This window comes from Staphylococcus argensis, assembly GCF_002902305.1.
Classification (GTDB): domain Bacteria; phylum Bacillota; class Bacilli; order Staphylococcales; family Staphylococcaceae; genus Staphylococcus; species Staphylococcus argensis.
Genome location: NZ_PPPX01000001.1, coordinates 1230160 through 1252457 on the forward strand (window position 1 = coordinate 1230160; position 22298 = coordinate 1252457).

Annotated in this window: 19 protein-coding genes and 6 tRNA genes; 1 reads left to right on the forward strand and 24 read right to left on the reverse strand. The window is 38.3% G+C overall.

All coding sequences use genetic code 11. The features are described 5' to 3' along the window. Positions 1 to 59: 59 nt before the first annotated feature. From yhaM to CD039_RS05940, 8 genes are all read right to left on the reverse strand, one after another. Positions 60 to 1001 (reverse strand): 3'-5' exoribonuclease YhaM, encoded by a 942-nt coding sequence (gene yhaM, locus CD039_RS05905; RefSeq protein WP_103371529.1) that lies wholly within the window; start codon positions 999 to 1001, stop codon positions 60 to 62. Next, on the reverse strand, positions 1001 to 3937 hold the full coding sequence (locus CD039_RS05910; RefSeq protein ID WP_103371600.1) for an ATP-binding protein: 2937 nt from the start codon (positions 3935 to 3937) through the stop codon (positions 1001 to 1003). Before CD039_RS05910 ends, yhaM begins: the two co-directional genes overlap by 1 nt. Further along, on the reverse strand, positions 3937 to 5124 hold the full coding sequence (locus tag CD039_RS05915; protein WP_103371530.1) for a metallophosphoesterase family protein: 1188 nt from the start codon (positions 5122 to 5124) through the stop codon (positions 3937 to 3939). The genes CD039_RS05910 and CD039_RS05915 overlap by 1 nt, the downstream gene beginning before the upstream one ends. 612 nt (positions 5125 to 5736) lie before the next feature. Continuing rightward, positions 5737 to 6081: a YlbF/YmcA family competence regulator gene (locus tag CD039_RS05920; RefSeq protein ID WP_002471131.1), complete on the reverse strand. Its 345-nt coding sequence runs from the start codon at positions 6079 to 6081 to the stop codon at positions 5737 to 5739. A 68-nt stretch (positions 6082 to 6149) separates the two neighbouring features. After that, positions 6150 to 7280, reverse strand: coding sequence for a DUF445 domain-containing protein (locus tag CD039_RS05925; RefSeq protein WP_103371531.1), 1131 nt, complete (start codon positions 7278 to 7280; stop codon positions 6150 to 6152). A gap of 472 nt (positions 7281 to 7752) precedes the next feature. Beyond that, positions 7753 to 8220 (reverse strand): XRE family transcriptional regulator XdrA, encoded by a 468-nt coding sequence (gene xdrA / locus CD039_RS05930; protein ID WP_002471127.1) that lies wholly within the window; start codon positions 8218 to 8220, stop codon positions 7753 to 7755. A 542-nt stretch (positions 8221 to 8762) separates the two neighbouring features. Next, positions 8763 to 9386, reverse strand: coding sequence for a response regulator (locus CD039_RS05935; RefSeq protein WP_103371532.1), 624 nt, complete (start codon positions 9384 to 9386; stop codon positions 8763 to 8765). A 19-nt stretch (positions 9387 to 9405) separates the two neighbouring features. Further along, entirely contained in the window at positions 9406 to 10515 is a 1110-nt protein-coding gene (locus tag CD039_RS05940; protein WP_103371533.1) for a GAF domain-containing sensor histidine kinase, read from the reverse strand. 125 nt (positions 10516 to 10640) lie between these two features. On the opposite strand from CD039_RS05940, the gene CD039_RS05945 reads away from it, so the two are divergent. Next, positions 10641 to 11474, forward strand: coding sequence for an RluA family pseudouridine synthase (locus CD039_RS05945; RefSeq protein WP_103371534.1), 834 nt, complete (start codon positions 10641 to 10643; stop codon positions 11472 to 11474). 135 nt (positions 11475 to 11609) lie between these two features. Here the strand turns inward: CD039_RS05945 and fumC are convergent, their stop codons facing one another. The 16 genes from fumC to CD039_RS06015 all read right to left on the reverse strand — a co-directional run bounded on the left by fumC (position 11610) and on the right by CD039_RS06015 (position 22234). Further along, positions 11610 to 12995 carry a class II fumarate hydratase gene (fumC, locus tag CD039_RS05950; RefSeq protein WP_103371535.1) on the reverse strand — a complete coding sequence of 462 codons (1386 nt, stop codon included), beginning with the start codon at positions 12993 to 12995 and terminating at the stop codon, positions 11610 to 11612. Between the two features lie 213 nt (positions 12996 to 13208). After that, positions 13209 to 13622: a hypothetical protein gene (locus CD039_RS05955; protein WP_103371536.1), complete on the reverse strand. Its 414-nt coding sequence runs from the start codon at positions 13620 to 13622 to the stop codon at positions 13209 to 13211. Positions 13623 to 13775: 153 nt separating this feature from the next. Further along, positions 13776 to 13940 (reverse strand): SAS053 family DNA gyrase inhibitor, encoded by a 165-nt coding sequence (locus CD039_RS11845; protein ID WP_002471139.1) that lies wholly within the window; start codon positions 13938 to 13940, stop codon positions 13776 to 13778. 30 nt (positions 13941 to 13970) lie between these two features. Further along, positions 13971 to 14570: a 6-phosphogluconolactonase gene (locus CD039_RS05960; protein WP_070504887.1), complete on the reverse strand. Its 600-nt coding sequence runs from the start codon at positions 14568 to 14570 to the stop codon at positions 13971 to 13973. Between the two features lie 139 nt (positions 14571 to 14709). After that, positions 14710 to 15192, reverse strand: a complete 483-nt coding sequence (trmL, locus tag CD039_RS05965; protein WP_103371537.1) for a tRNA (uridine(34)/cytosine(34)/5-carboxymethylaminomethyluridine(34)-2'-O)-methyltransferase TrmL — start codon at positions 15190 to 15192, stop codon at positions 14710 to 14712. Between the two features lie 3 nt (positions 15193 to 15195). Beyond that, positions 15196 to 16323, reverse strand: a complete 1128-nt coding sequence (queG, locus tag CD039_RS05970) for a tRNA epoxyqueuosine(34) reductase QueG (RefSeq protein WP_103371538.1) — start codon at positions 16321 to 16323, stop codon at positions 15196 to 15198. A gap of 292 nt (positions 16324 to 16615) precedes the next feature. Beyond that, positions 16616 to 17338: an amino acid ABC transporter ATP-binding protein gene (locus CD039_RS05975; protein ID WP_103371539.1), complete on the reverse strand. Its 723-nt coding sequence runs from the start codon at positions 17336 to 17338 to the stop codon at positions 16616 to 16618. Beyond that, on the reverse strand, positions 17331 to 18797 hold the full coding sequence (locus CD039_RS05980) for an ABC transporter substrate-binding protein/permease (RefSeq protein ID WP_103371540.1): 1467 nt from the start codon (positions 18795 to 18797) through the stop codon (positions 17331 to 17333). Before CD039_RS05980 ends, CD039_RS05975 begins: the two co-directional genes overlap by 8 nt. A gap of 266 nt (positions 18798 to 19063) precedes the next feature. Then, the gene (locus tag CD039_RS05985; protein ID WP_103371541.1) at positions 19064 to 20122 is read right to left on the reverse strand and encodes a PTS sugar transporter subunit IIC; all 1059 of its coding nucleotides are present in this window, start codon (positions 20120 to 20122) and stop codon (positions 19064 to 19066) included. 232 nt (positions 20123 to 20354) lie between these two features. After that, positions 20355 to 21305 carry a metal ABC transporter solute-binding protein, Zn/Mn family gene (locus CD039_RS05990; protein WP_103371542.1) on the reverse strand — a complete coding sequence of 317 codons (951 nt, stop codon included), beginning with the start codon at positions 21303 to 21305 and terminating at the stop codon, positions 20355 to 20357. A gap of 377 nt (positions 21306 to 21682) precedes the next feature. Next, positions 21683 to 21766: transfer RNA gene (locus CD039_RS05995), tRNA-Leu, on the reverse strand. Between the two features lie 45 nt (positions 21767 to 21811). Then, positions 21812 to 21886 (reverse strand) — tRNA-Gly (locus CD039_RS11850). Positions 21887 to 21903: 17 nt separating this feature from the next. Continuing rightward, a tRNA-Gly gene (locus CD039_RS06000) sits at positions 21904 to 21978 on the reverse strand. A gap of 18 nt (positions 21979 to 21996) precedes the next feature. Continuing rightward, a tRNA-Gly gene (locus tag CD039_RS06005) sits at positions 21997 to 22071 on the reverse strand. An 8-nt stretch (positions 22072 to 22079) separates the two neighbouring features. Further along, positions 22080 to 22153, reverse strand: a tRNA-Cys gene (locus CD039_RS06010). A 9-nt stretch (positions 22154 to 22162) separates the two neighbouring features. Continuing rightward, positions 22163 to 22234 (reverse strand) — tRNA-Gln (locus CD039_RS06015). Between the last annotated feature and the right edge of the window lie 64 nt (positions 22235 to 22298).

Sequence of the window (22298 nt, forward strand, 5' to 3'; positions counted from 1 at the left end):
TTAACATTGAAAATTAATAAGTTTTAATTTTACTCCACGCTCTTTCATCTACTATTCTCTTAATCTAAGCTTGTTGGATTATAGAATTTACGGCCATCTAAGCCAAAGATACGTTCAGTATATTCCCCTTTATCTGTTTTACCGAAGGCTTTTTCAAACATGTTCATCTTCGCATCAATATTATCGATAAAGGTAAGAATTTCCGCTTCTTTTAAATGTGGCGTCTTAGGTGAGCCAAACTCCATTTTACCATGGTGAGAAAGAATCATATGACGAAGTAACATCACTTCTTCTCCCTCGATATTCAGCTCTCTAGCACTCTCAGCGACCTCATCGCTCGCAATAGAGATATGCCCCAATAGATTCCCTTCTACAGTGTAAGACGTGGCTACAGGACCACTCAGTTCCTTCACCTTACCTAGATCGTGTAGGATAATCGCGCTATATAACAAGCTACGATTAAGTAGTGGATAAATATCACACAGCGATTTTGCGATCTCTAACATCGTGAGCACGTGATAGCTTAGACCACCACCAAAGTTATGGTGATGCGTGCTCGCTGCAGGGAATGAATAGAATTCATCGTGATACTTTCTCAATAAATGACGTGTAATGCGTTGCAAACTTGCATTATCGATATCAAGTAAATAGCGAGAAATTTGTTCTTGTATTTCATCTGGTGACATCGGTGGTCCACTGATGAAATCATGAGCAGATAAGTTATCTTCTTCAGTCGCTAGACGATATCCATTCATCTTCATCTGTTTACGACCACGATAATTAATAATGTCACCTTTCGCTAAGATAATTTTTTCTGGTTCCAGAATCTTCATATCTTCTTTCGTCACTGTCCAGAATTTCGCTTCTAGCTCTCCACTTTTATCCTGAAGGTGCAAAGTCATGTAGTCTTTCCCTTGAGCTGTCACACCTTGCGTCGCTTTATGGATGAGAAAGAAATGATTGACTGAATCTCCTGGTTTCAAATTTCCAGCATTTCTCATTATTTCGCACCGTCCTCTACTTTATTTAAAGTAATCATCTGTTTAGATGGAATGCCTGTATCTTTTACACATGTGAAGTACAGTACTTGGTAATCTTCTGGGAACTGACGAATAAATTTCATCATGCGTGCTTTACGATTTTTATCAAAATGAACGAAAGCGTCGTCAATAATGATTGGGAATGGATAATACGGTTTAAGTGTCTTAATGAGACTTAAACGTAGCGCGATGTACAAGATTTCTTTCGTAGATTGACTCAACTCAACGGGTTGATATACTTGACCGTTACGCTGCTTAACCATGAGTTCATCGTTCGCATAGGACACTTGTACGTAATGACCTTCTGTAAGACGTGAGAAGATATCTGTCGCCTCATTTACTACTTGCGGCAGTCGTTGGTCTTTGATTTGAGCGATATGACCATCAACTAACGCTTGTAAATAACTGAGGCTTGCCCAATCTTGCGCTTCGTCGTTCAATTGGTTCTTCAACATGTGATATTTATGACGTAAGTTCGCTAAAGTTTGATCCGTTTCCATATGTTTAATTTGTGAATTCAAGTCACTGACTTCAGACTGCATTTCCAAATATTGATCATTATAGTCATCAACTTGTTGAGATAACGTTTGATGTTCTTTTTCAAGTTGCGCATACGTTTTATTACTTAAATCTGAACTATCTTCATAGGAATAATTTTGATTCTCAAGATATTTCGTTAAGTCGTTAAAACGATCTAAGTCGCGATGATATTTCGCATAGCGTTCATGGTGTTGATAGTAATCTTCTTCGTTATCGACATCGATGTAATCGAAGAGTTTCGCGATCACTTGTTCATTGTCCTCTAAGCGTTGTTTAAGTTGACGCAGCTCATTCGAAATCAATTGAATTTGTTCTTGGTTACGCTGCTTCTTATCTTGTGAAGTATGTGCGTGTTGTAACCATTGACGTACGTCATGGAAGAGTGACAAACGATTGAAGTGATGGAATTGGTTAGCTGTGACATTTTGTGCGTGATTGTAAAATTCTTCAAGCGCTTTATCTAAGCTTGCTCTTTTCGTCTCTAATTCTTCAAGATGTTGATGAATATCTTTAATCTTATTCATCGTCGTGATGCTATCGACGATAAGTTCATCTGACATTCGTTCAGAAACTTGTAATTCTTGTTTGATGTCTTCAATTTGCGTCTTCACCTGAGCATAATCTTGACGTGTAGACGCTAATGAATCATTAAGATACTGTGCCTTCTTCTCTAATGATTCTTTCGTCTTCATCGCGTTAAACCATTGGTCGCGTGTACGATATTGCGCATCGAGATCGAAGTTTAAATCATAATTCTGCTCTAAAGTGTCAATTTGACGCTGTAAGTCGTCGATCTCTTTCGTAAATGTTTCTGAGTGACCGACTTCCTTCGTCTTAATCGCAAAGATACCTATGACGAAGATTAATGCGAGCACGATAAACAACACGATACCAAAAATCATATTTGCTGATACAAATGAGAAGACTGCTAATCCAGCACTGATGATTGCCAGAATGATAAGCGCAATTCGTAACATCGATTGTTGTTTCTCTTTCTGACGTTGCTCAACATCAAACGCTTCTTTCATTTTTTGGAATAAGTTATTCTTCTCTTCGAGTTCAAATCGTTGTTGTTGATGTTGTTTTTTCTTCTCAAATGTTTCATCTGGCACAATTTCTTGATCAAGTTTATCAAGCTCGTCCTGGTTCGTCTCTTGCTCGATACGATTCTCTTCAATGTTGCGTTCCAATTGATTCAGTGAAGCTGTTAATTCTTGTTTACGTTGGAGTTGCTCACTCACATGACTCTTCATTGCTTCAGAGCTATCCACTTGCTCATGAACATCTTCCCAACCAATATTGAGCTTCAGACCTTTCAATTCACGTGATTTATCCTCAATATCTTTCTGTACAGCATTACGTTCGTACTCTTTTTGCTTAATTTCATTCTCTTGTTGTTGTAAATGTGTTAAAGCATCAATATCAGCTTGCTTAGGCGCTTCAATATGACGATCATCTTCTTGAAGTTGAGCCAACTTTTCTTCACGTAAACCTATATCTCGGCGTAAATTTTGCGTTTGAAGCTTCGCTGTTTCGTACCGGTCAATTCCTTGCTCTGGAAAATCAAGTGGCTCGATATTGAGTGATTGCTCCAAGCCTTTCCATTCTTGAGTTTGCTCATGCAATGCTAATTCTTTTTGTTTTGACTCATGCATTTTAGATAACTGCGCTAAGTTTTGCTTCAAGTGATTTAAACGACGTTCCGCCTTGTCACGATCATCGACATAACGATTATACGTCGTTAATTTCGCTTCTTCATCACGAATTTGAGAAGCTAACTCATCTAACTGCGCAATTTGTTGGTTGATAATGGGTTTGCGCCCCGACTTTTTATATAAAGCTTCTTTCTTCTCCGCAATCGCTTTACGCATTGAGGTAAACTCTGTTGAGCCAAGTGCACCTGCTTGCAGTAAAAAATTCTGTAATTGCGTTTCGTCCATATTTTTATGAATATCTTGTAAGCCTAAGACGTCGAATGAGAAGATATCTTGATACGTACGCTTAGTGATGAAATTTAATTCTTCTTTCAACCACTGCTCATCTTTAATAGCACCATTTGGCAAGTAAACTTTCACATCACCCACTGCACTACCTTTGATACGTTCAACTTCGATTTCAGAACCGTCATCGCGGATGATAGTCAACTTACCACCATATTGATTACCTAGACGTGGCTCAAGGCGTGGCTCGTTCTCTTTACGCGTAGGAAAGCCGAAGAGAATTGAATGGATAAACGCTTGAATTGTGGATTTCCCTGCTTCGTTCTCACCATAGATTTCTGTAAAATACTGGTCAAACTCAATCTTGCGTTCAACAAATTGACCGTAACCATAAATCTCTAAAGATTTAATCTTCATCATGAGTCACCTCTCATATCAGATTTCAATAGTTGTTCAGCGTGTGTAATCAGTGCGTCACGGTCAAACTCTGTATAGTCGTCCAGATACTTCGAGGCACGTGGATTGAGATACAAATCATTCATCGCATGTTCAAAGACCTCGTCATTGCTAATCAATTCACGAGAGAACTCTTTACTCAACTTCTGTTCACGTTCATATTTGAACTCGAAAGTTAAATCTTCAATATAGATAAAATGATTCTCATTCAACTCATAGTCATCGACCATTTCCTTAACCTGTTGTAATTCCTGTTGTGTCATTGGAGTATCAGAAGTGATATACACTCTTAAGCGGTAAAACGACTTACCTTGTGAACGTTTCTTCGCTTTGAAATTCTGAATCGCTTCGTATAACTTCTGCTTCGTATCCGCTTCCGTTTCTATCGTCGCTTCTTCAAAACGAATAGATTGCGTCGGAATGAACTTCACGTTGAGCTTTAAATCATCGCCGCTAACGAGCAAGCATCCTTTCTCTCCTCGTTCATTGAAATGACGTCCTTGAATGTTACCAGAATAGTGGATTTGAGGCATATCACTTAGCTGCTGACGCTCATGGATATGACCTAAAGCCCAATAATGATAGAGTTTACTATTCAAATCTTCAAGACGGAATTCGGTATAGCGATCTTTCTCATTTGATTTACTATACGTACCGTGCAGTACACCAATATGTAAGCCTTCTTGACCTTGACTTGAAGGATACGCATCAATCTTATTCTCATAACTTGCATCGTTCTGATAACTAAATCCGTGAAGGAAGATTTTCTCGCCCTTTTGCGTAATCGTTTGATACGTCTCTACTTTTTCAGAAAAAACAGAGACGTTCGTCGGCCAAGATGAAGAAATCTTCGAAGATAACGGGTCGTGATTACCATGACAAATATAAACGAAGATTTGTTCTTTATTTAAGCGTTCAAATTGCTCTTGTAGGAAGACTTCAGCACGTAACGTACGATTCTCTTGATCAAATAAATCGCCTGCTATAATAAGGAAATCAACCTCTTCTTTAAGCGCGATATCAACAATGTGTCGAAAGCTTTCGTAAGCACTTTGTTGAATATCTTCAAAGATAGACTGATTGAGATGACTTTTTGATTTAAAAGGACTATCTAAGTGTAAATCAGCACAATGGATAAACTTCACCATATTCTAAACTCCTTTTTAAACGATGACGCGTGACATGATGCTTTCTCAACTATTTAAGCCCCACCATGTGTGATACCACGCCAACATCTTTCACTACAGTTAAGTATCGATGACTTGATAATTAAGCTATGTATAACACTTCAGCACAATATCTTGAATTGCACTTCTTCAATGTTAACTGTACTTGTCTTGTAATTTATTATTCTACCATATACCTAAATACCCGTCGACAGAACCTCTAAGCTTAAATATGACTATTGTATGAGTTCTGTCGCTTTTGTTATGTGTAAAATGCGAGCGAGGATTGGAGAGGAGTTCTTCTACTGTAGTTTTGTGTGTGATCTTCTTTGTGATAAGGAAATACGTAATGGTAACTGTTGAGTATCGTTAATGAGTTGAGTGTGGTCCTACGTGGTAGCTGACTGAATCCAAGAAGGCACCACGCTTTCTCGAACTCTAGTCATCCTCACGGGAGCAGGACGACGAAATCAAATAGATTTCTGTCCTGCTCCCAAGCAAGCGAAAGTTCAAACATTGAAAAGCATTTAAAGAAAAGCATTAAAAAACCACAGCACTTCACGCGCTGTGGCTTTCTTCTACACTTACTATGAATTAGTCAGCGTAAATTTCATCTAAAGGTTTAACGATGATTTGGTTGATTTCTTGGAATACTTGGCTCATTTTTTGTTCAGCAGCCATAAGTTCAGAAATGTTTGAGTCTTTTTCGATTTCTTGAGCTTGTTCTTGTGCTTTTTGAAGCTCATCTTCACCGATTTCTTCACCTTGCATTTGTTTTTGTTGGAAGTTCATTTGAGTTTCACGGAACTCATCGAATAATTTTTTAGACTCTTCGTTTTCTTTCACTTTAGCGTAAGCATCTTTGATTGCTTTGTATTCGTCGCTTTCACGTAAAGCTTGTTCTAATTGGTTTGCATAATCATGTAAATTTACTGCCATTTTGTTACACTCCTTTATTTGATCTGTGTTTTTACCACATCGATATTACAATAACATAAATCAAAACCTTATACAAAGATAGCTATTATGCCTTGGAGACATCCGATGATTCCTCCGAGCAAGAATCCTAGTAGCATAATCAGCTTCAATTCCTTGTTCGCAATCTCGATAATGAGACGCTCAATGTAGTCTAAATCAAATGTGTTAATTTGTTGTTCAATCATACCTCTTAAGTTCACACGTTCCATAATTGGAGAGAGTTGTCCTGAAACATAGTTGATGATCATTGTTGTGAGATGTTGTGATACATTCTTCTCAATCATTTCGATGAGTGAAGGCATGAGTGAGTTGAGTGGTTTATGAACTTGTGCACGAAGATTCATTGAATCCATCAACATTGTGACAAATGATTGGCCGAATGCGTTGAATTTATCGTATGAGACGATTTCATGTAGCGTCTTAGACTTAAATGTCTCATATTCATTGTGAATGACTTGTTCAGCAATCTTATGCGCTTTCGGATGATTTTTTAAACGGATGAGTTCTGTACGAATGCGCTCCGCAATATGCTCTTTCGTCATAAACATTTGTAATAGCCCGATAATTTTACCTTTCTCTTTAAAAAACGTATCTAACATACTATTGATGTCTGCAGCACCTTTATCAGATGTCAGATATACTTTCGCACGTTTGAACAAGAGCTCAGGCACACCTTGCACCTTATCATCCGCAAACTGAACGACATTCGCTGGCAAGATGTTTTGAAGCGTTTGGTGTTGATGTTGCTCGTAAAAGTGATCGAGTTTCTCTTGAGTCCAATTTCCTGCTTTCTCTTCAACTAGCTCCGTAGCATCCACGTCAAACTGTTGCGCAAAGTACTGAATCGTCACATGGTCCGATTTCAACTTCTGAACTTGTTTGTACAACATGTCGTCGATCGCTTCACGCGTTGAGGGCTCATTGAGTTTAGACTTGATGAGCGATTCAGTAAGCAAATGCTCTTCGATGACTTGTCCAATCTTAGTGGCAATCTCTTCACGTCGCTTCGGTATTAAACCTGGTGTGAACGGAATACGCTTGCCGAACAAATGATAAGCTTTGAATGGATGGAACAACATACGTACAGCGATTATATTCGTCACACCACCGATGATTGCCCCTATTACCATCATAAATATTATTATTAAAAATGCGTGCATAATTTAACCCCTTAATCATATTACTAGACTAAATAAAAGAGTGAGACACCTTCGTAGAAACTTACGAACAGAGCGTCTCACCCATGAGTGAATGATTCACCCGATTTGATGGTTGGCTATTCAATTACTCTACTTATTGAGCTTAGGACATATATGTAAATTAACTTCTGAGATAAATAAAAAGCAAATTTAAAATAATTTCTTGAGCAAATTTTCAATGTGTACTCGAGACGCTTGATGGATCTAGACCACAACGAAAATCCATTCTTCGAGCTCTTTGAGCGAAAAGAATTAGTTGAGTGTGGTCCCATAAGCAAGCGAGAGTTATAACATTGAAAATTAATAAGTTTTAATTTTGTCCCAGGCTCTATTTATCAGGATTATGATTTAACCTCTGAGGAGATAACGCGTGTTCAAAGTTCGTCCTCTTCATCATATCACGTTATTCTTCAGGATTCTTCTATCATAATTCTTAGAAGATGTGCGCAAACTCTTCTTTAGTTAATCTGAGTAAATAAGTCTCAGCTTCTCTTAACTTTGAAGTACCGAAGATAGGTTGTTTATCACGGTCTAATACACGATAAAGTTCGCTGACTTTATTGCTTTGAAGAATGTAACCGTCACGGTTATCCATTGTTTGCCAATAAATGTCGCTCGTTGTTGAGTAAATTGGGTACGCACAGTGATTGCGAGAAACAGTTTGAACCATTTCTAACGGATCGCATCCAAATGTACTGTTAAGCACTTCTGAATCTCTAAAGAGTGCACAGATAGACACACATGTTGTCCAATTTGGTAAGACACGCTCTTTTTCAATTTGAACTAACGTCTTCTTAGATAGTCCAACTGTTTGAGCCATCGTATCTTGTGTGTAGCCCGCTTCGATACGAACCATTTTAAATTTTGATTGAATTAATTCTGTAAAATTTTGTCTATCCATTAGTATAATCTACCTTTCATAAAGAATATTTTATCCGGACACAAGAAATTGCAATAATACACACTTCTTGAAACACAAATATCATCTTAATATATCTTTAACAAAATGAAAAGAGTGAATCGACGTTTAGTGGTTATTTTTAAAATTACATAATTGTCGCAATAATGCAGCATAGAATTTAAAACTATCTTATATTGAACTAAGACACGATAAGAATTCATTTCACTTTATTAAAAACATATGAATCAAAAATTCGTGTATTACTCATCTCTTTAAACACCATTCATTATTATAGCTTATTTCACCCTATAATTCACTGGAAATTATTCGCAAATATTTAATTTTATATGAACTTTTTGTTGCACTAGACTATATGTAAGCGCCTTCATTAATTTTGAACGCGCAGGAAAGAATAAATTCAAGGAAATGACTATTAAATCATCACTTATTAGCGCTGTTTTGACGTGTTATCTCGACGTTATACAACTTGCTTAACATATTTACAAACAACTTTTACGCTTTAACACTTCTTCACAAATTCCCTAAATCAACTTGTTCTCAATCGCATAAATCGCCGCTTGTGTACGGTCAGTCACCTGCAACTTACTAAAGATATGGCTCACGTGTGTCTTAACTGTCTTCTCAGAAACAAACAGTGTCTCTGCAATTTCTCGATTGGTCTTTCCTTTCACCATCTCTTTCAACACTTCAGTTTCTCGCTTGGAAAGCTTATTCGTATAATGTGGTTTCTGACTCATCGCATCAATGACTTGCTGTGCCTCAGGGTGAATAATCTTCTCGCCGTTCAACACACGATGAATCGTACGGATGAGTTGTTGAGGTTCCACATCTTTCATCTCATAACCGTCCGCGCCTTTCGTAATAGCAGAAATCACATGCTCATCATCAGCATAGCTCGTCAGTACGAGAATCTTCACTTCTGGATAATTGGCTTTCATCCATTCAGTAATCTCAATTCCATTCATTTCAGGCATCACAAGATCGAGTAATATCAAATCCGGTCGCTCTTCCGTATTCATATAGTGAATAAAATCTTGTCCGTTTGAAAAGCCTTGCACAATTTCTAAATCATCCACAGTAGAAAGTAGAAATTCCAAGCCTTGTCTTACTATATAATGATCATCAACAAGTATTACTTTATACATTCTTACTTCTCCTTTAAACTCAATTCAACGGTATGACGACATCAATTGTAGTTCCTTGGGTCGAGGATGTAATTGTAAGGTCGCCTTGTAATAACTTCACGCGCTGCCACATATTGTTTAAACCATGAGAGGTCTCACGTGTACTATCAGTGACATCAAAACCTGTCCCGAAATCTTGGACGCGCACCTGGACATTCTGCTGTGTCTGCTTTATCGTAAGCTGAATTTCATCAGTATTAGTATGTTTCTTCGTATTATTCATCGCTTCTTGAACGATACGATAAAGATGTTCTTCAACGGTACTTGATAAATCAATGAGTCCATGAACTTCAGGATATAACTCTAATTCCAACATCTCACTATATTGCTTTAGCGCATGCACTAAACCATGTTCCAATCCGACTGGTTTCAGTTGCCAAATGAGCGCTCGCATCTCACTGACTGCATTCTGACTCGTCTCTTCAATCACTTTGAATGCCTGTTGAGCTTTAGAAATGTCGGAGAGTCCTTGGCCTGCATGAGCTGTCACTTTTACTGAGAATAACATTTGATTGACGGAATCATGTAAATCTCTTGCTAAGCGATTACGTTCACTAATACGAGCCGCTTCTTTCTCTTGTTCGGTCAATGTAATCCTTTTAATCGCTGAACCAATTTGGAAAGCCACTGATTCCAACAATTCAAGATCTTCTTCACTATACGTTTCGGTATGTGGAGTAGCCACGTTCAGTAAACCATACTCCTCTTCACCCGAACGCAATGGCACTGTCGCATGGTGCGTAATACCATCCGTCTCATCTGCATAAGCCTGCGTAGCGTGATTGATACGCGAACAATTGATGATATTCGAAGCTTTCGTCAATTTCTTGTTCTCATAAGCTTGTACACACCAACAACTACCTTGCGTCATGTAGGCACACTGATTACGTGTCAAGGCCTTAGGTAAGTGATAATCACTGACGAGCTCATGTTCACCTTCATTATTGATAAAAAAGATCCAGCCTGTCGAGAATTCACTACCTTCAACGAGAGAGCGCAATGCCCCATCTAACATGCTTTTCATTTCCGTTTCTTCGTTAAGAAATTCAGCAATTTCTTTCAACAACGCTAAACGTGTAGGTTTTTCCATCATCTTTCGCTCCAGTTTCGTCTAACTCTTATCAGTATATTATAATTTAAGGTGATATGAAAATGTGATTTAGTTCCGAATTTGAATGTGATATGATGGATAAGAATAATTGAGGAGTGCATGTTATGAATATTACTATTGCAGAAATCTTTGATGGAATGACATTAAGAGAGTTATTCCAGTTTTTACATTTACCGAAAAAAGATTTACATCAACTCAATATGTCTAAAGACATCTCGATCAATGAACAACCTGCAAAACTCATGGATCGAGTACAAGCTGGCGACAAAGTCTACATCCCTACTCCTGATGAGAAAAGTAATTACCTGCCAAGCTATCGCTATGCACAAATTTACTACGAAGACGATGACATGTTGATTGTAATGAAACCTAAAGGTGTGAAGACACATCCCAATGACTTAAAGGAAAGTAACACATTGATGAATCACATCATTTATACAGTGGATAGCGAATATGTTGAGCCGATTCATCGTTTAGACCAAGAAACGGTAGGTTTATTAATTGTAGCGAAGAATCCTCTTATGAAGAAGATTCTAGATCGCATGCTTGAAGATAATCAAATCGATCGTATTTATCGTGCTAAAGTTAAATCACTGCTTCCAGTTAAGCCGCAAACGATTGATATGCCTATCGGTAAGGATAAATTCCATCCCAACCGTAAACGCGTTTCATCAACAGGACAACGGGCAATCACACACATTATTGATTCAGAAATGCTTGAGGAAAATGTATGTCAACTTGAGTTGAAATTAGACACTGGTCGCACACACCAAATTCGCGTCCACCTAGCTGAAATTGGACATCCTGTCTTAGGTGACCCTTTATATGGTAATTCCACACTGCGCCAACTTCAGTTGCACAGTCATAAGATTGAGCTTGTTCATCCTTTCACTCGAGAACAAATTTCTGTCAGCTTAGTTGACGAACCGTTAAATTAGTTGAGTAATTGCCTAAAGCGGACTTTTAGATACTTTTGCTACTTAACACAAATAAGTTCCTACTTAACCTTCATTTCGGTTAAGTAGGAACTTTCTTTTATATTATTCTATTTCACTTGCAATAGTGAATAACAATTATCTAGGTTCAACCATATCTTCTGGTTTAATCCACTCTTCAAATTGTTCTTCAGTTACGTAACCACTATCAATGGCAGACTCTTTCAATGTAAGTCCCTCTTTATGTGCTTTTTTAGCGATTTTCGCAGCTTTTTCATAACCGATATGAGGGTTTAAAGCTGTAACGAGCATTAATGAGTTTTTAAGATATTTCTCGATGTTTTCGTCGATTGGTTCAATACCTACAGCACAGTTTTTATCAAATGTCGCCATACCATCAGCTAAGAGGTAGATTGATTGTAAAGTGTTGTGTAAGATCACTGGTTTGAACACGTTTAATTCAAAGTTACCTTGAGAGCTTGCTACACCTACAACTGTGTCGTTACCCATAACTTGAGTAGCTACCATCGTTAACATTTCACATTGTGTAGGGTTCACTTTACCTGGCATGATAGATGAACCTGGTTCATTCTCAGGAATCGCGATTTCAGCTAAACCAGCACGTGGACCTGAAGCCAACCATCTTACGTCGTTCGCAATCTTCATAAGGTCACCAGCAAGGGCTTTTAACGTACCATGTAATTGAACGACTTCATCGTGCGCTGTTAACGCGTGGAATTTATTCTCAGATGAAACGAATGGATGACCTGTGTTGTCAGCGATATGCTTAGCTACACGATCACCAAACTCAGGATGCGCGTTGATACCAGTACCTACTGCAGTACCACCGATCGCTAAGTTTAAGATATGTGCTTTGGACTCGCTGAGTAAGTCTTCGCAACGGTCGAGCATGAAGCGCCAACCACTGATTTCTTGGCCTAAACGAATAGGTGTCGCATCTTGTAAGTGCGTACGACCAATCTTGATAATGTCATGGAATTTCTCTTCTTTTTCTTTAAAAGTATCACGTAACGCTTTAAGCGCTGGTTCTAATTTCTCTTCAACTCCGCCGTATAATGCTACATGCATTGCAGTTGGGAAAGTATCGTTAGAACTTTGAGATTTGTTAACGTCATCGTTTGGATGAATACTTTCGTCGCTACCGTGTTCTTTCAAGTATTCGTTTGCCACGTAGCTGACTACTTCGTTCACGTTCATGTTACTTTGTGTACCGCTTCCTGTTTGCCATACTACAAGTGGGAAATGATCGTCTAATTCTTTGTTGAGTACTTTGTCACATGCGTACACAATTGCATCTTTCTTCGCTTCAGAGAGTTTGCCTAAATCGAAGTTAGCTAATGCAGCTGCACGTTTCAATTGTGCGAAGCCATATACCACTTCAATTGGCATTTGTTCTTTACCTACAGGGAAGTTACGCTTACTACGTTCTGTTTGTGCTCCCCAATATTTATCTGCAGGTACTTCAATTTCTCCAAATGTATCATGTTCGATTCTTACTGACATTGAATTTCTCCCCTTCAATTGGTTATTTAACTTTAGTATAGCATTATTCTTTTTACGTCGGCAATCGTGAAATATAACGCTTTCATAATCATATTAATAACCATTCAAATTTCGCTATATTTGAACTTCTGTCATAAGTAAAAGTAGAGTCATCCTACTTGAAATGACTCTACTTTATTCCGACCTAGCTGGATTTAATTATACTCTAAAACGTTATTGTGACTTCACTATAACGTGAGCAAATTGCGCTTTAACCGCTTGAACAATAGCTACTGCAGTTAATATGAATAAGATAAGACCTATGACTAAAGTGACCGGGCTAATCGTAATTAAGACACCTAGAAAACCATGTAATGATTGATAGAAGCCATCAAGTGCTTTAAATAGAATGCCCGTGATCAGTACGCAACAGATGACACTTATAATGACGCCTGTTTTGTTACTTTTAATAAAAGCTTGTCCAGTGACGTCATCCACAAGCCCTTGAGATAAATTCAGTTGCATTTGGATAACTTTAAACAGAATCGGCATATATACTGCACCGAGCGCCATCGGGAAACCTTTGATAGAAATCAGGTTAACGATAAATGCGGCCAACATAATCCATTTCCAATTTCGATATAACATAATGTGCTCCTCACCGTATAATTTAGCATAGTTATTCTAACATATCCGTTGTATTGTGGCACTGTTTGAAGAAATAGTTAATAAAAAAGATGCATCGTCGATACGTTCGACGATACACCTATTCATGGTCGCTCGTTCATCAACTGAGTTTCCTTACTCGTCTAAATCTGAACGAACATCTTCATCATGTTCTTTATTTAATTTATCTTCGTCATTTTCCTCAGAAATTTGTTCCATTTCCTTTCCGAGTTCAACAACATCACTATAGTCATCAACCATTTCATTGTCTGGTTGTTCTTCGTAGTGCTTATCTTCCATGCTGATCACCTCTTTCACTCGCCGTGTGGATTAAGCAAAGTGTGCTGTGAAGTAATGTTTCACATCTTCCGGTAAGCCTTCTGCAGCAGCTTCGTCAAGCACTACATTTACCATGCGATGTGTTTTTAAATCTGCAGGTTCAAAGTTAGTCTTACCATTTTCCTCGTATAGACGTTTAACCGCTTCTTTCTTCTCAGCACCAGTAATAACGAGAATGACTTCACGTGCCTTCTGTAAACCTTGGCGTACGCTTACATCTGTCTTACCTTCGTCAGAAATTGAAGCAACTTGAGTGATGAGTTTACCTTTATTTTCTTTCGTCTTAATCTTCTCATCGATAAATGATTCTGCATCATCATCGAATGAAATTTCATAAATTTGACCTTCAGGCACGCCTAAAGCATCGTAGAATGAACGATTATCATCATAATCAAGAATGTTGATTTGACTGAAATCAACCGCATGACGATCTACATTCTTCTTGAGCTCGTCTAATACTGGCGCATATTCATGTGATAAATGAATGCCTGCAATAGTAGTTGGGTTGTTGTTAAATTGCTTTCTGAGAATATCTGCAGTGTAGACTGCGACTTGTTCTTTATTCTCTAATACTTTAAAGTTCATAGCCATAATTAATTTCCACTCCTCTTGTACATTTCAGACGGTCTTCTAACATTATTACATCTCTTACCCCTAAATATTTTTAATTAAACGTTGGAGTACGTTAAGATTAGCCACTTTAAATTATACCTTGTATGGCACCGTTTGCCTAATCAAACTCTTGAGTTAAGCCAGGAAAGTCTTGTTGTCTTAACGCTTCATAAATAAGTAACGAAGCAGTGTTTGATAAATTAAGCGAACGAATATTGTGATTAATAGGTACACGTAATGCTGTATCTTCATATTCATCTTTAACCCATTGCGGAAGACCTGTAGTTTCACGACCAAAGATGAAATAATGTTCTTGAGACGTATCTGAGAAATCGAAGTCTGAATAAACCTTTTTACCAAACTTAGTGAGTAAATAGTATTCACCATCTGTATCTCTAAAGAAATCTTCAATACTCTCATGATACGTAATATTTACGCTATGCCAATAATCTAGACCCGCACGTTTTAACATCTTATCATCCGTACTGAAACCTAGAGGCTTGATCAGATGTAAATGCGTATCTGTTCCCGCACACGTACGCGCAATACTTCCTGTGTTCCCAGGTATTTCAGGTTGAAATAATACGATATGATTCGTCATGATTTACGTTCTCCCCATTTCTAATCCTTTAATCATTTCTTCTTGAACTTCTTCAAGTTCTTCGTCGTAATGTGCCTCGATAAATGGTCTCGCCTCATCACCTTGGATTTGGCCTATAGCCCAGTATGCTGTCGCTCTAATCATCGGCCGTGGATCGTTGACGGCGACCTCTTCCAACTCAGGTATAGCAGAGGTTTCTTTAAAATGCGCTAGAGCGATAATTGCATTACGTTGAATCGGTTTCTTACCACGCCAAGCGCCTGCTAAATGGCCATACGTTTCTTTAAACTCTCGATTGCTCATCTGTAATAACGGAACCAGACGTGGCTTCAATATCTCAGGTTCGAGTACGATATCATCGTGCTCAGTATTTATCCCTCTATTACGTGGACAGACCTGCTGGCAAGTATCACATCCATAGAGACGATTGCCAATCTTATAGCGGTATTCATCTTGCAAGTATCCTTTCGTTTGAGTGAGAAAGCTAATACATTTCTGAGCGTTCAATTGACCATTTCCCACTAACGCACCTGTTGGACAGCGATCGACACACATCGTACAGTCTCCACAGCTATCGATGAGCGGATCATCTGGTGGAAACGGAATGCTCACTAGCATTTCTCCAAGATACGTCCACGTTCCAAGATCTGGATTAATAACAAAGCCATTACGACCGGTATAACCTAAACCAGCTCTCTCAGCAACAGCTCGATCAGAAAGCACGCCCGTGTCGACCATCGATTTCATCTCTACATCAGGAACACGTGATTCGATATACTCAGCCAATTTATCTAAACGTTTACGCATAATCGTATGATAATCTTGGCCCCAAGAAGCTCGCGCAAACATTCCTCTGCGCTCACCCCTTTTACTACGAGGTGCACCTTTCAACTTATTAGGATAACCCACTGCAATAGCAATGATTGAACGTGCAGTAGGCAAGGAAAGTTTCGGTTCTGTACGGAGTTGAATGTCATCTTCTTCAAACCCTGAAGCATATCCTTTCGCATGATAGTCCACGAGTTTCTGTTTCAACTCATCAAACGGATCTGCTGTTGTAAAGCCAATACTGTCAATGCCTATTGTATGCGCATATGCAATGACGTCTTCCTTTAATTGTTTCACATCCATGATTCTACCACCCTAAATCAACATACAGAGTTTATTCTAACATAGTCGCGGCTACTAACGTGTCTTGAAATATCTATCTTTTAGTAAAAATTTAAGGGCTTTGGACTGTCTACTTTTGCAAGGTTGGTATGAGCGAAAAATGTTGTGAAAGAAGGCGTCGGTTATACAGATGATTCGAAGTTACTCTATAAATCTTTTGTTAAAATGAAAAAATCTCCAGAATGATTGAAGATGCAAGTCAATCATTCTAGAGATAATACGCTGATGTTAATAATTAACGATTTGTATTGAATTAAAGCACACGATTTAAGAATTGTTGTGTACGTTCATGTTGCGGTTGTGAGAAGATTTCATGAGGATCGCCTGTCTCTACTACATAACCATCAGCCATGAAGACCACTTTATCACTCACGTCTCTCGCAAAGCTCATCTCGTGCGTAACGACAACCATCGTCATACCTTCTTTAGCAAGTTCGCGCATAACATCAAGCACATCACCGACTACTTCTGGGTCCAACGCAGACGTCGGTTCGTCGAAGAGTAAGACATCTGGATGCATTGCCAATGCACGTGCGATCGCAACACGTTGTTTCTGGCCGCCTGAGAGTTGTCCAGGATACGTATCTGCTTTGTCTCTCAACCCGACTTTGTCTAAGAGTTCAAGCGCTTCCTCTTTTAATTCTTTCTTCCCTTTTAGATTTAATTTAGAAGGTGCTAGTGTAATATTATCGATCACCTTTTTATGAGGGAAGAGGTTAAAGTTTTGAAAAACCATACCCATTTTTAAACGTAATGATTCGAGTTTCATTTCATTCTTCATTAAATTCTTGCCTTCAAAGACAATTTCTCCACTCGTAGGTGTTTCTAGGAGATTCATACAGCGAAGCAAAGTACTTTTACCACTACCTGAAGGACCTATAATGGCTACGACTTCACCTTGCTCAATAGATAAATCGATACTCTTTAAGACTTCATTCTTACCAAAGCTTTTGTTTAACTGTTTAATATCAATCACTGACTTTTAATCTCCCTTCTACGAAATAAAGTAGACGTGACAACGTAAATGTCAGCACGAAGTAAAGTAATGCGGCTACGAGTAATGGTGTGAATGGATCGAATGACGCACCTTGTACAACTTGTGCGTTGAACATAATTTCACTTACACCGATGACTGAGACGATAGATGACTCTTTGATGAGCGTAACAAACTCGTTACCTAAGGCTGGTAGGATATTCTTGATCGCCTGTGGTAAGATGATGCTCGACATTGTTTGTCTGTAATTAAGTCCGAGACTACGAGCCGCTTCAGTTTGACCTTTATCTACTGCGTTGATACCTGCTCTGATAATCTCCGCTATATATGCTGAAGAGTTGATAACGAGCGCGATTGTACCACAGATGAGCGCCGACATATCAAGACCAAGTGCCGCTGTCGTACCAAAGTAGACGAGGAATACTTGAACGAGTAACGGTGTACCTCTTAAGAATTCAATATATATTGAGGCTAACCAGCGTAACGGCTTAAATGAGCTGAGTTTACAAAGTGCAATAATCGCACCGAAGAGTGAACCCGCGAGCACCCCGATAGCTGATACGAGCACGGTGTTCTTGATCCCTTTCAAGAAGAAACTGCCATATTTAGTGAAGAAGTTGCTGTTATCACTTGCAAGATCTTCTGCCGCTTTATCTTTGTATTTTGCGATAAGATTATTATCCTTTACATCTTTAATGGATGCATTCACTCTCTTCATTAATTCTGGAGAGTTCTTAGGTAAAGCGATGGATGTATCTTTAGACGGCTCATTAAATTTAACTCCTTTCGCAAACTGTAATTCTGGATTTTGTTTAAGGTACGCTTCCCCTACAGGTCCTTCGATAATCATTCCATCCACTTTATTGCTTTTTAGAGATAAAATGACCTCAGGAATACGTGTTAAGGAGTGTATATCTACGTTTTCGAATTCAGATTTCGCGACCTTTTCTTGGTCTGTTTGCTTTTGTACCCCTAATTTCTTATTATTGAAATCTTCTTTTTTCTTATATTTATCTGCGTCACTTTTACGGATTAACATCTTCTCATCAGCTTGAAGGTAAGCATTAGAGAAATCTACTTCCTTCTTACGTTCTGGAGATGGTGTCATCCCTGAGATAATCATGTCAATCTTGCCTGTCTTAATCGCACCTAATAAGCTGTCAAACTGCATATTGACAATTTTTAATTTCACATGGTTATCTTTAGCGATTTTCTTCGCAATTTCAACGTCTATACCTGAGTATTTGGTCTTACCATGTTCATTCTTCTCAAATTCGTAAGGTGCATAGTCGGCAGATAAGCCTACTCTCAATTCCCCACGTTCTTTAATCTTGTCCCATTGATCACTGTTGTCTTTCGCGTATGCATTTGAGTGATACAACGGTAATACGCTCATAATAGCTATAACCGTAATGATGATGAGCTTTTGTATGTATTTCATAAGCGGCCTCCCTTTGAATTATATTCATTATTATAAGTTATAACGTAAATATATGCAATATGATTTTTAGGATTTTTATAGTTTTTACCCTTAACTCTATTTATATCTACGCTCTGATGATGTTTTTTAAAATACTGCTAGGGTCAAGGAGAGTGAATACAAATGTATATTATGTGCATATTATTTTATATAAGTCAGTAAAGTTATATAAAAAAGCCGCACTAAGCGAATAGTGCGACTTAACAACTTAAATTTCGAATATGCAATTATTGTTTAGGAATTTCAAATCGATAAATCTCATCTGTGTAGCGGTGTAGCAGTCTTTTACAAATAGCATGGACGAAGAATGCACCTACGAAAGGAATAATGAGATATGCAAAGAATAATTCAATCATGTTCATCGTAGGATCACCACTCATACGATTAAATGCATTGATTGGCCCTACTAAGCCGGTATAACCGAACCCAGCTGACATCGGTGAACCTTTAATTTGGAAGAAATAAGCGACAAGACCACCGATAATTCCATTAATTATTAATGGGATCATGATGATTAAATTCTTGAAATATACAGGAATCATCATTTTAGCAGCACCAATGATGAGCACGAGATTAACGCCGATAGAATTCACGCGTATCGAACCAAACAGGAACGTCACACAGGCAGCCACAATACCTAGGTTTGCTGCACCACTTCCCAGGCCATCTAAACCGATAGCTGTCGCGATTGCCACTACGGAGATAGGTGTCACCATCAATAAGGAATAGGCCACACAGATTAAGATTGACATCAACATTGGATTAAGTTCTGTGAACGACGCGATAATTCGACCGATCCCCTTCGTAACATGCGCCACATAAGGTAATGTAGTAAGACCAATAAGTCCACTAATAACTGGAATAACTACTGGTAGAAGGATCATTTCAAGTGAACCTAATTTATCACGTAGAACGAGGAACAAGGCACAAGCGATAGCAACTACGATAATAGTATTGATGATATCGCCAATTCCTTTCAACTCTACCGTTCCATGATGAAAGATAATAGCACCTGAACCTAACATAGCTGACACGCCCACCATCGTTGCACCTGCACCATTAAAGCGGAACTGATGGGCTGCGATAATACCAACGATAAATGCCATAAAGGATTGAATCACGAGCACAAGTTGGTAAGCAAGTTCTAAAATAGGGTGACCCTCTTTAAAGAATTTGAGTAATTCCCCTAACAGCGCGTTGGGTAGCAAAGCGATGACGACGCCGGTCCCTACCGCGTTAAGGATATTAATAAAGAATTGTTTGACTGAAAGCTTTGATTCTGACATGGATGTTTCCTCCGCAAATGATATTAGATTTATGATATTACATTTAGCGGAAAAGTACAATAACGATTAGTAAGTGAACATATTTTAGAATTTGTTAATAAGCTAGGGAGGAAATGAATTGGTTGAAATTGTTCTTTATTCCATTATAAAGAAGGCAATTCCTTAGATACGGGTCTAGGAATTGCCTTCAGTTAGTTATCTCACTCTGTTGTATGAGATAGTGTATGTTGGATTATTGGTTAAGTGCTTTATCAAGAGATTTAATATTTTCTTTCATTATAGATTGATAAGAAATATCTTCTTTATTCTCTTCATCTTTAGTAAGCACAGATAAGTTGTGGAATTCAATTGGTTTCGTATTCGTTTCTTTCTTAATCACATCTGTGACTTTAGAAGGGATATTTTGTTCGTACATCACATAAGGCTGATGTGAAGATTTAATCTCTTTTACGATGTTCATAACTTCCTTCTGACTCGGTTCCTCATCGTTCATACCATTAACACCTTTTTGTTTAAAATGATAACGATCTGCGAGATAACCTAAAGAATCGTGTGAGATGATGACTTGGTCACGTTTTTTGTCTTTAGTCACTTTTTTCATATCCTTATCAATATTTGCTAAATCTTTATCGAGTTTTTTATAATTCTTTTCGTAGTATGACTTATGTTCAGGATCTTTTTTAACGAGTTGATCTTTAATCTCTTTCGCAAACTTTTGATCTAATACAGGATCTAACCAAACATGAGGGTCATTTTTAGAGTGGGCATGATGGTGACCGTGTTCGTGCTCATGTTCATGCTCATCTTCATCAGACGCCAACAAATCTTTTTTACTTACTTTGTCAGCTAAAGCTAATTTATTGTCCTTTTTGTTAATTGATTTACTAATCTTCTTCCCTACTGGATCCATATCGTCATTTGAGTAGATAAACAAGTCACCTTTCGCGATATTAATCATTTTCTTCTGAGTAGGTTCATATGAATGAATGTCTGCTCCTGCTGGATAGATGGATTGAGTATCAACGTATTTACCACCTATTTGATCTGTGAAGCTTTTAAAAGCAAACACAGTAGTATGTACTTTCAACTTATGGTCTTTACTAACCTTCTTCTCATCCTTGCCACACCCGACTAATGCAGTAGCAAGTACAAGGATACTTATGATAGAAATAATTTTCTTCAAACCGCTAACCTCCAAATCGAAATTATTACGTTTAAAATGATACACTGTTCTTTTTGAAAATGCAATACCTAAATTGGAATCATGACGATTTATTTTAATTACTTTTTTACAATCATTGAGTTAAGATGTTGATTATTTTACTGAAATAATTACCGATAAACGACTTAATTAAAGTACTGGCACGTGTCCAACGTGACCAAAACGTGTCCACTCAGTGACTAAGATTAAGGTTATGATAACCAAAACGTGTCCAAAAACGTGTTCACTTTCATCAGTTTCTATAGCAAGACATAGTATATTTAGAAGTCATAAAAAAAGAGAAACCCCGTCGTTATGGGATTTCTCATAGCAAGTAGCACGTTATAGCACTATAGTAGTACCGGTGGTCGGGTTCGAACCGACACTCCTCGAAAGGAACGGGATTTTGAGTCCCGCGCGTCTGCCAATTCCGCCACACCGGCTTATTGAAATACAGAAAAAACTTCCATGTTAGGAAGCCTATAGAATGGAGCGGAAGATAGGACTTACACCTATATCTCGTTCCGGGAAGGAACGTGTTCTAAAAATTGAACTACTCCCGCATATATTAAAATATAGATGGAGCGGAAGATAGGACTTGCACCTATATCTTGTTCCAGGAAGGAACATGTTCTAAGAATTGAACTACTCCCGCATGTATTAAACTATTAAATGGAGCGGAAGATAGGACTTGCACCTATATCTCGTTCCGGGAAGGAACGTGTTCTAAGAATTGAACTACTCCCGCGTAAGACATGGAGGCGGCAACCGGATTTGAACCGGTGATAAAGGTTTTGCAGACCTCTGCCTTACCACTTGGCTATGCCGCCAATAAATAACTGGGCTAGCTGGATTCGAACCAGCGCGTGACGGAGTCAAAGTCCGTTGCCTTACCGCTTGGCTATAGCCCATTAATACTAAGGGCGGTTGATGGGAATCGAACCCACGAATGTCGGAACCACAATCCGATGCGTT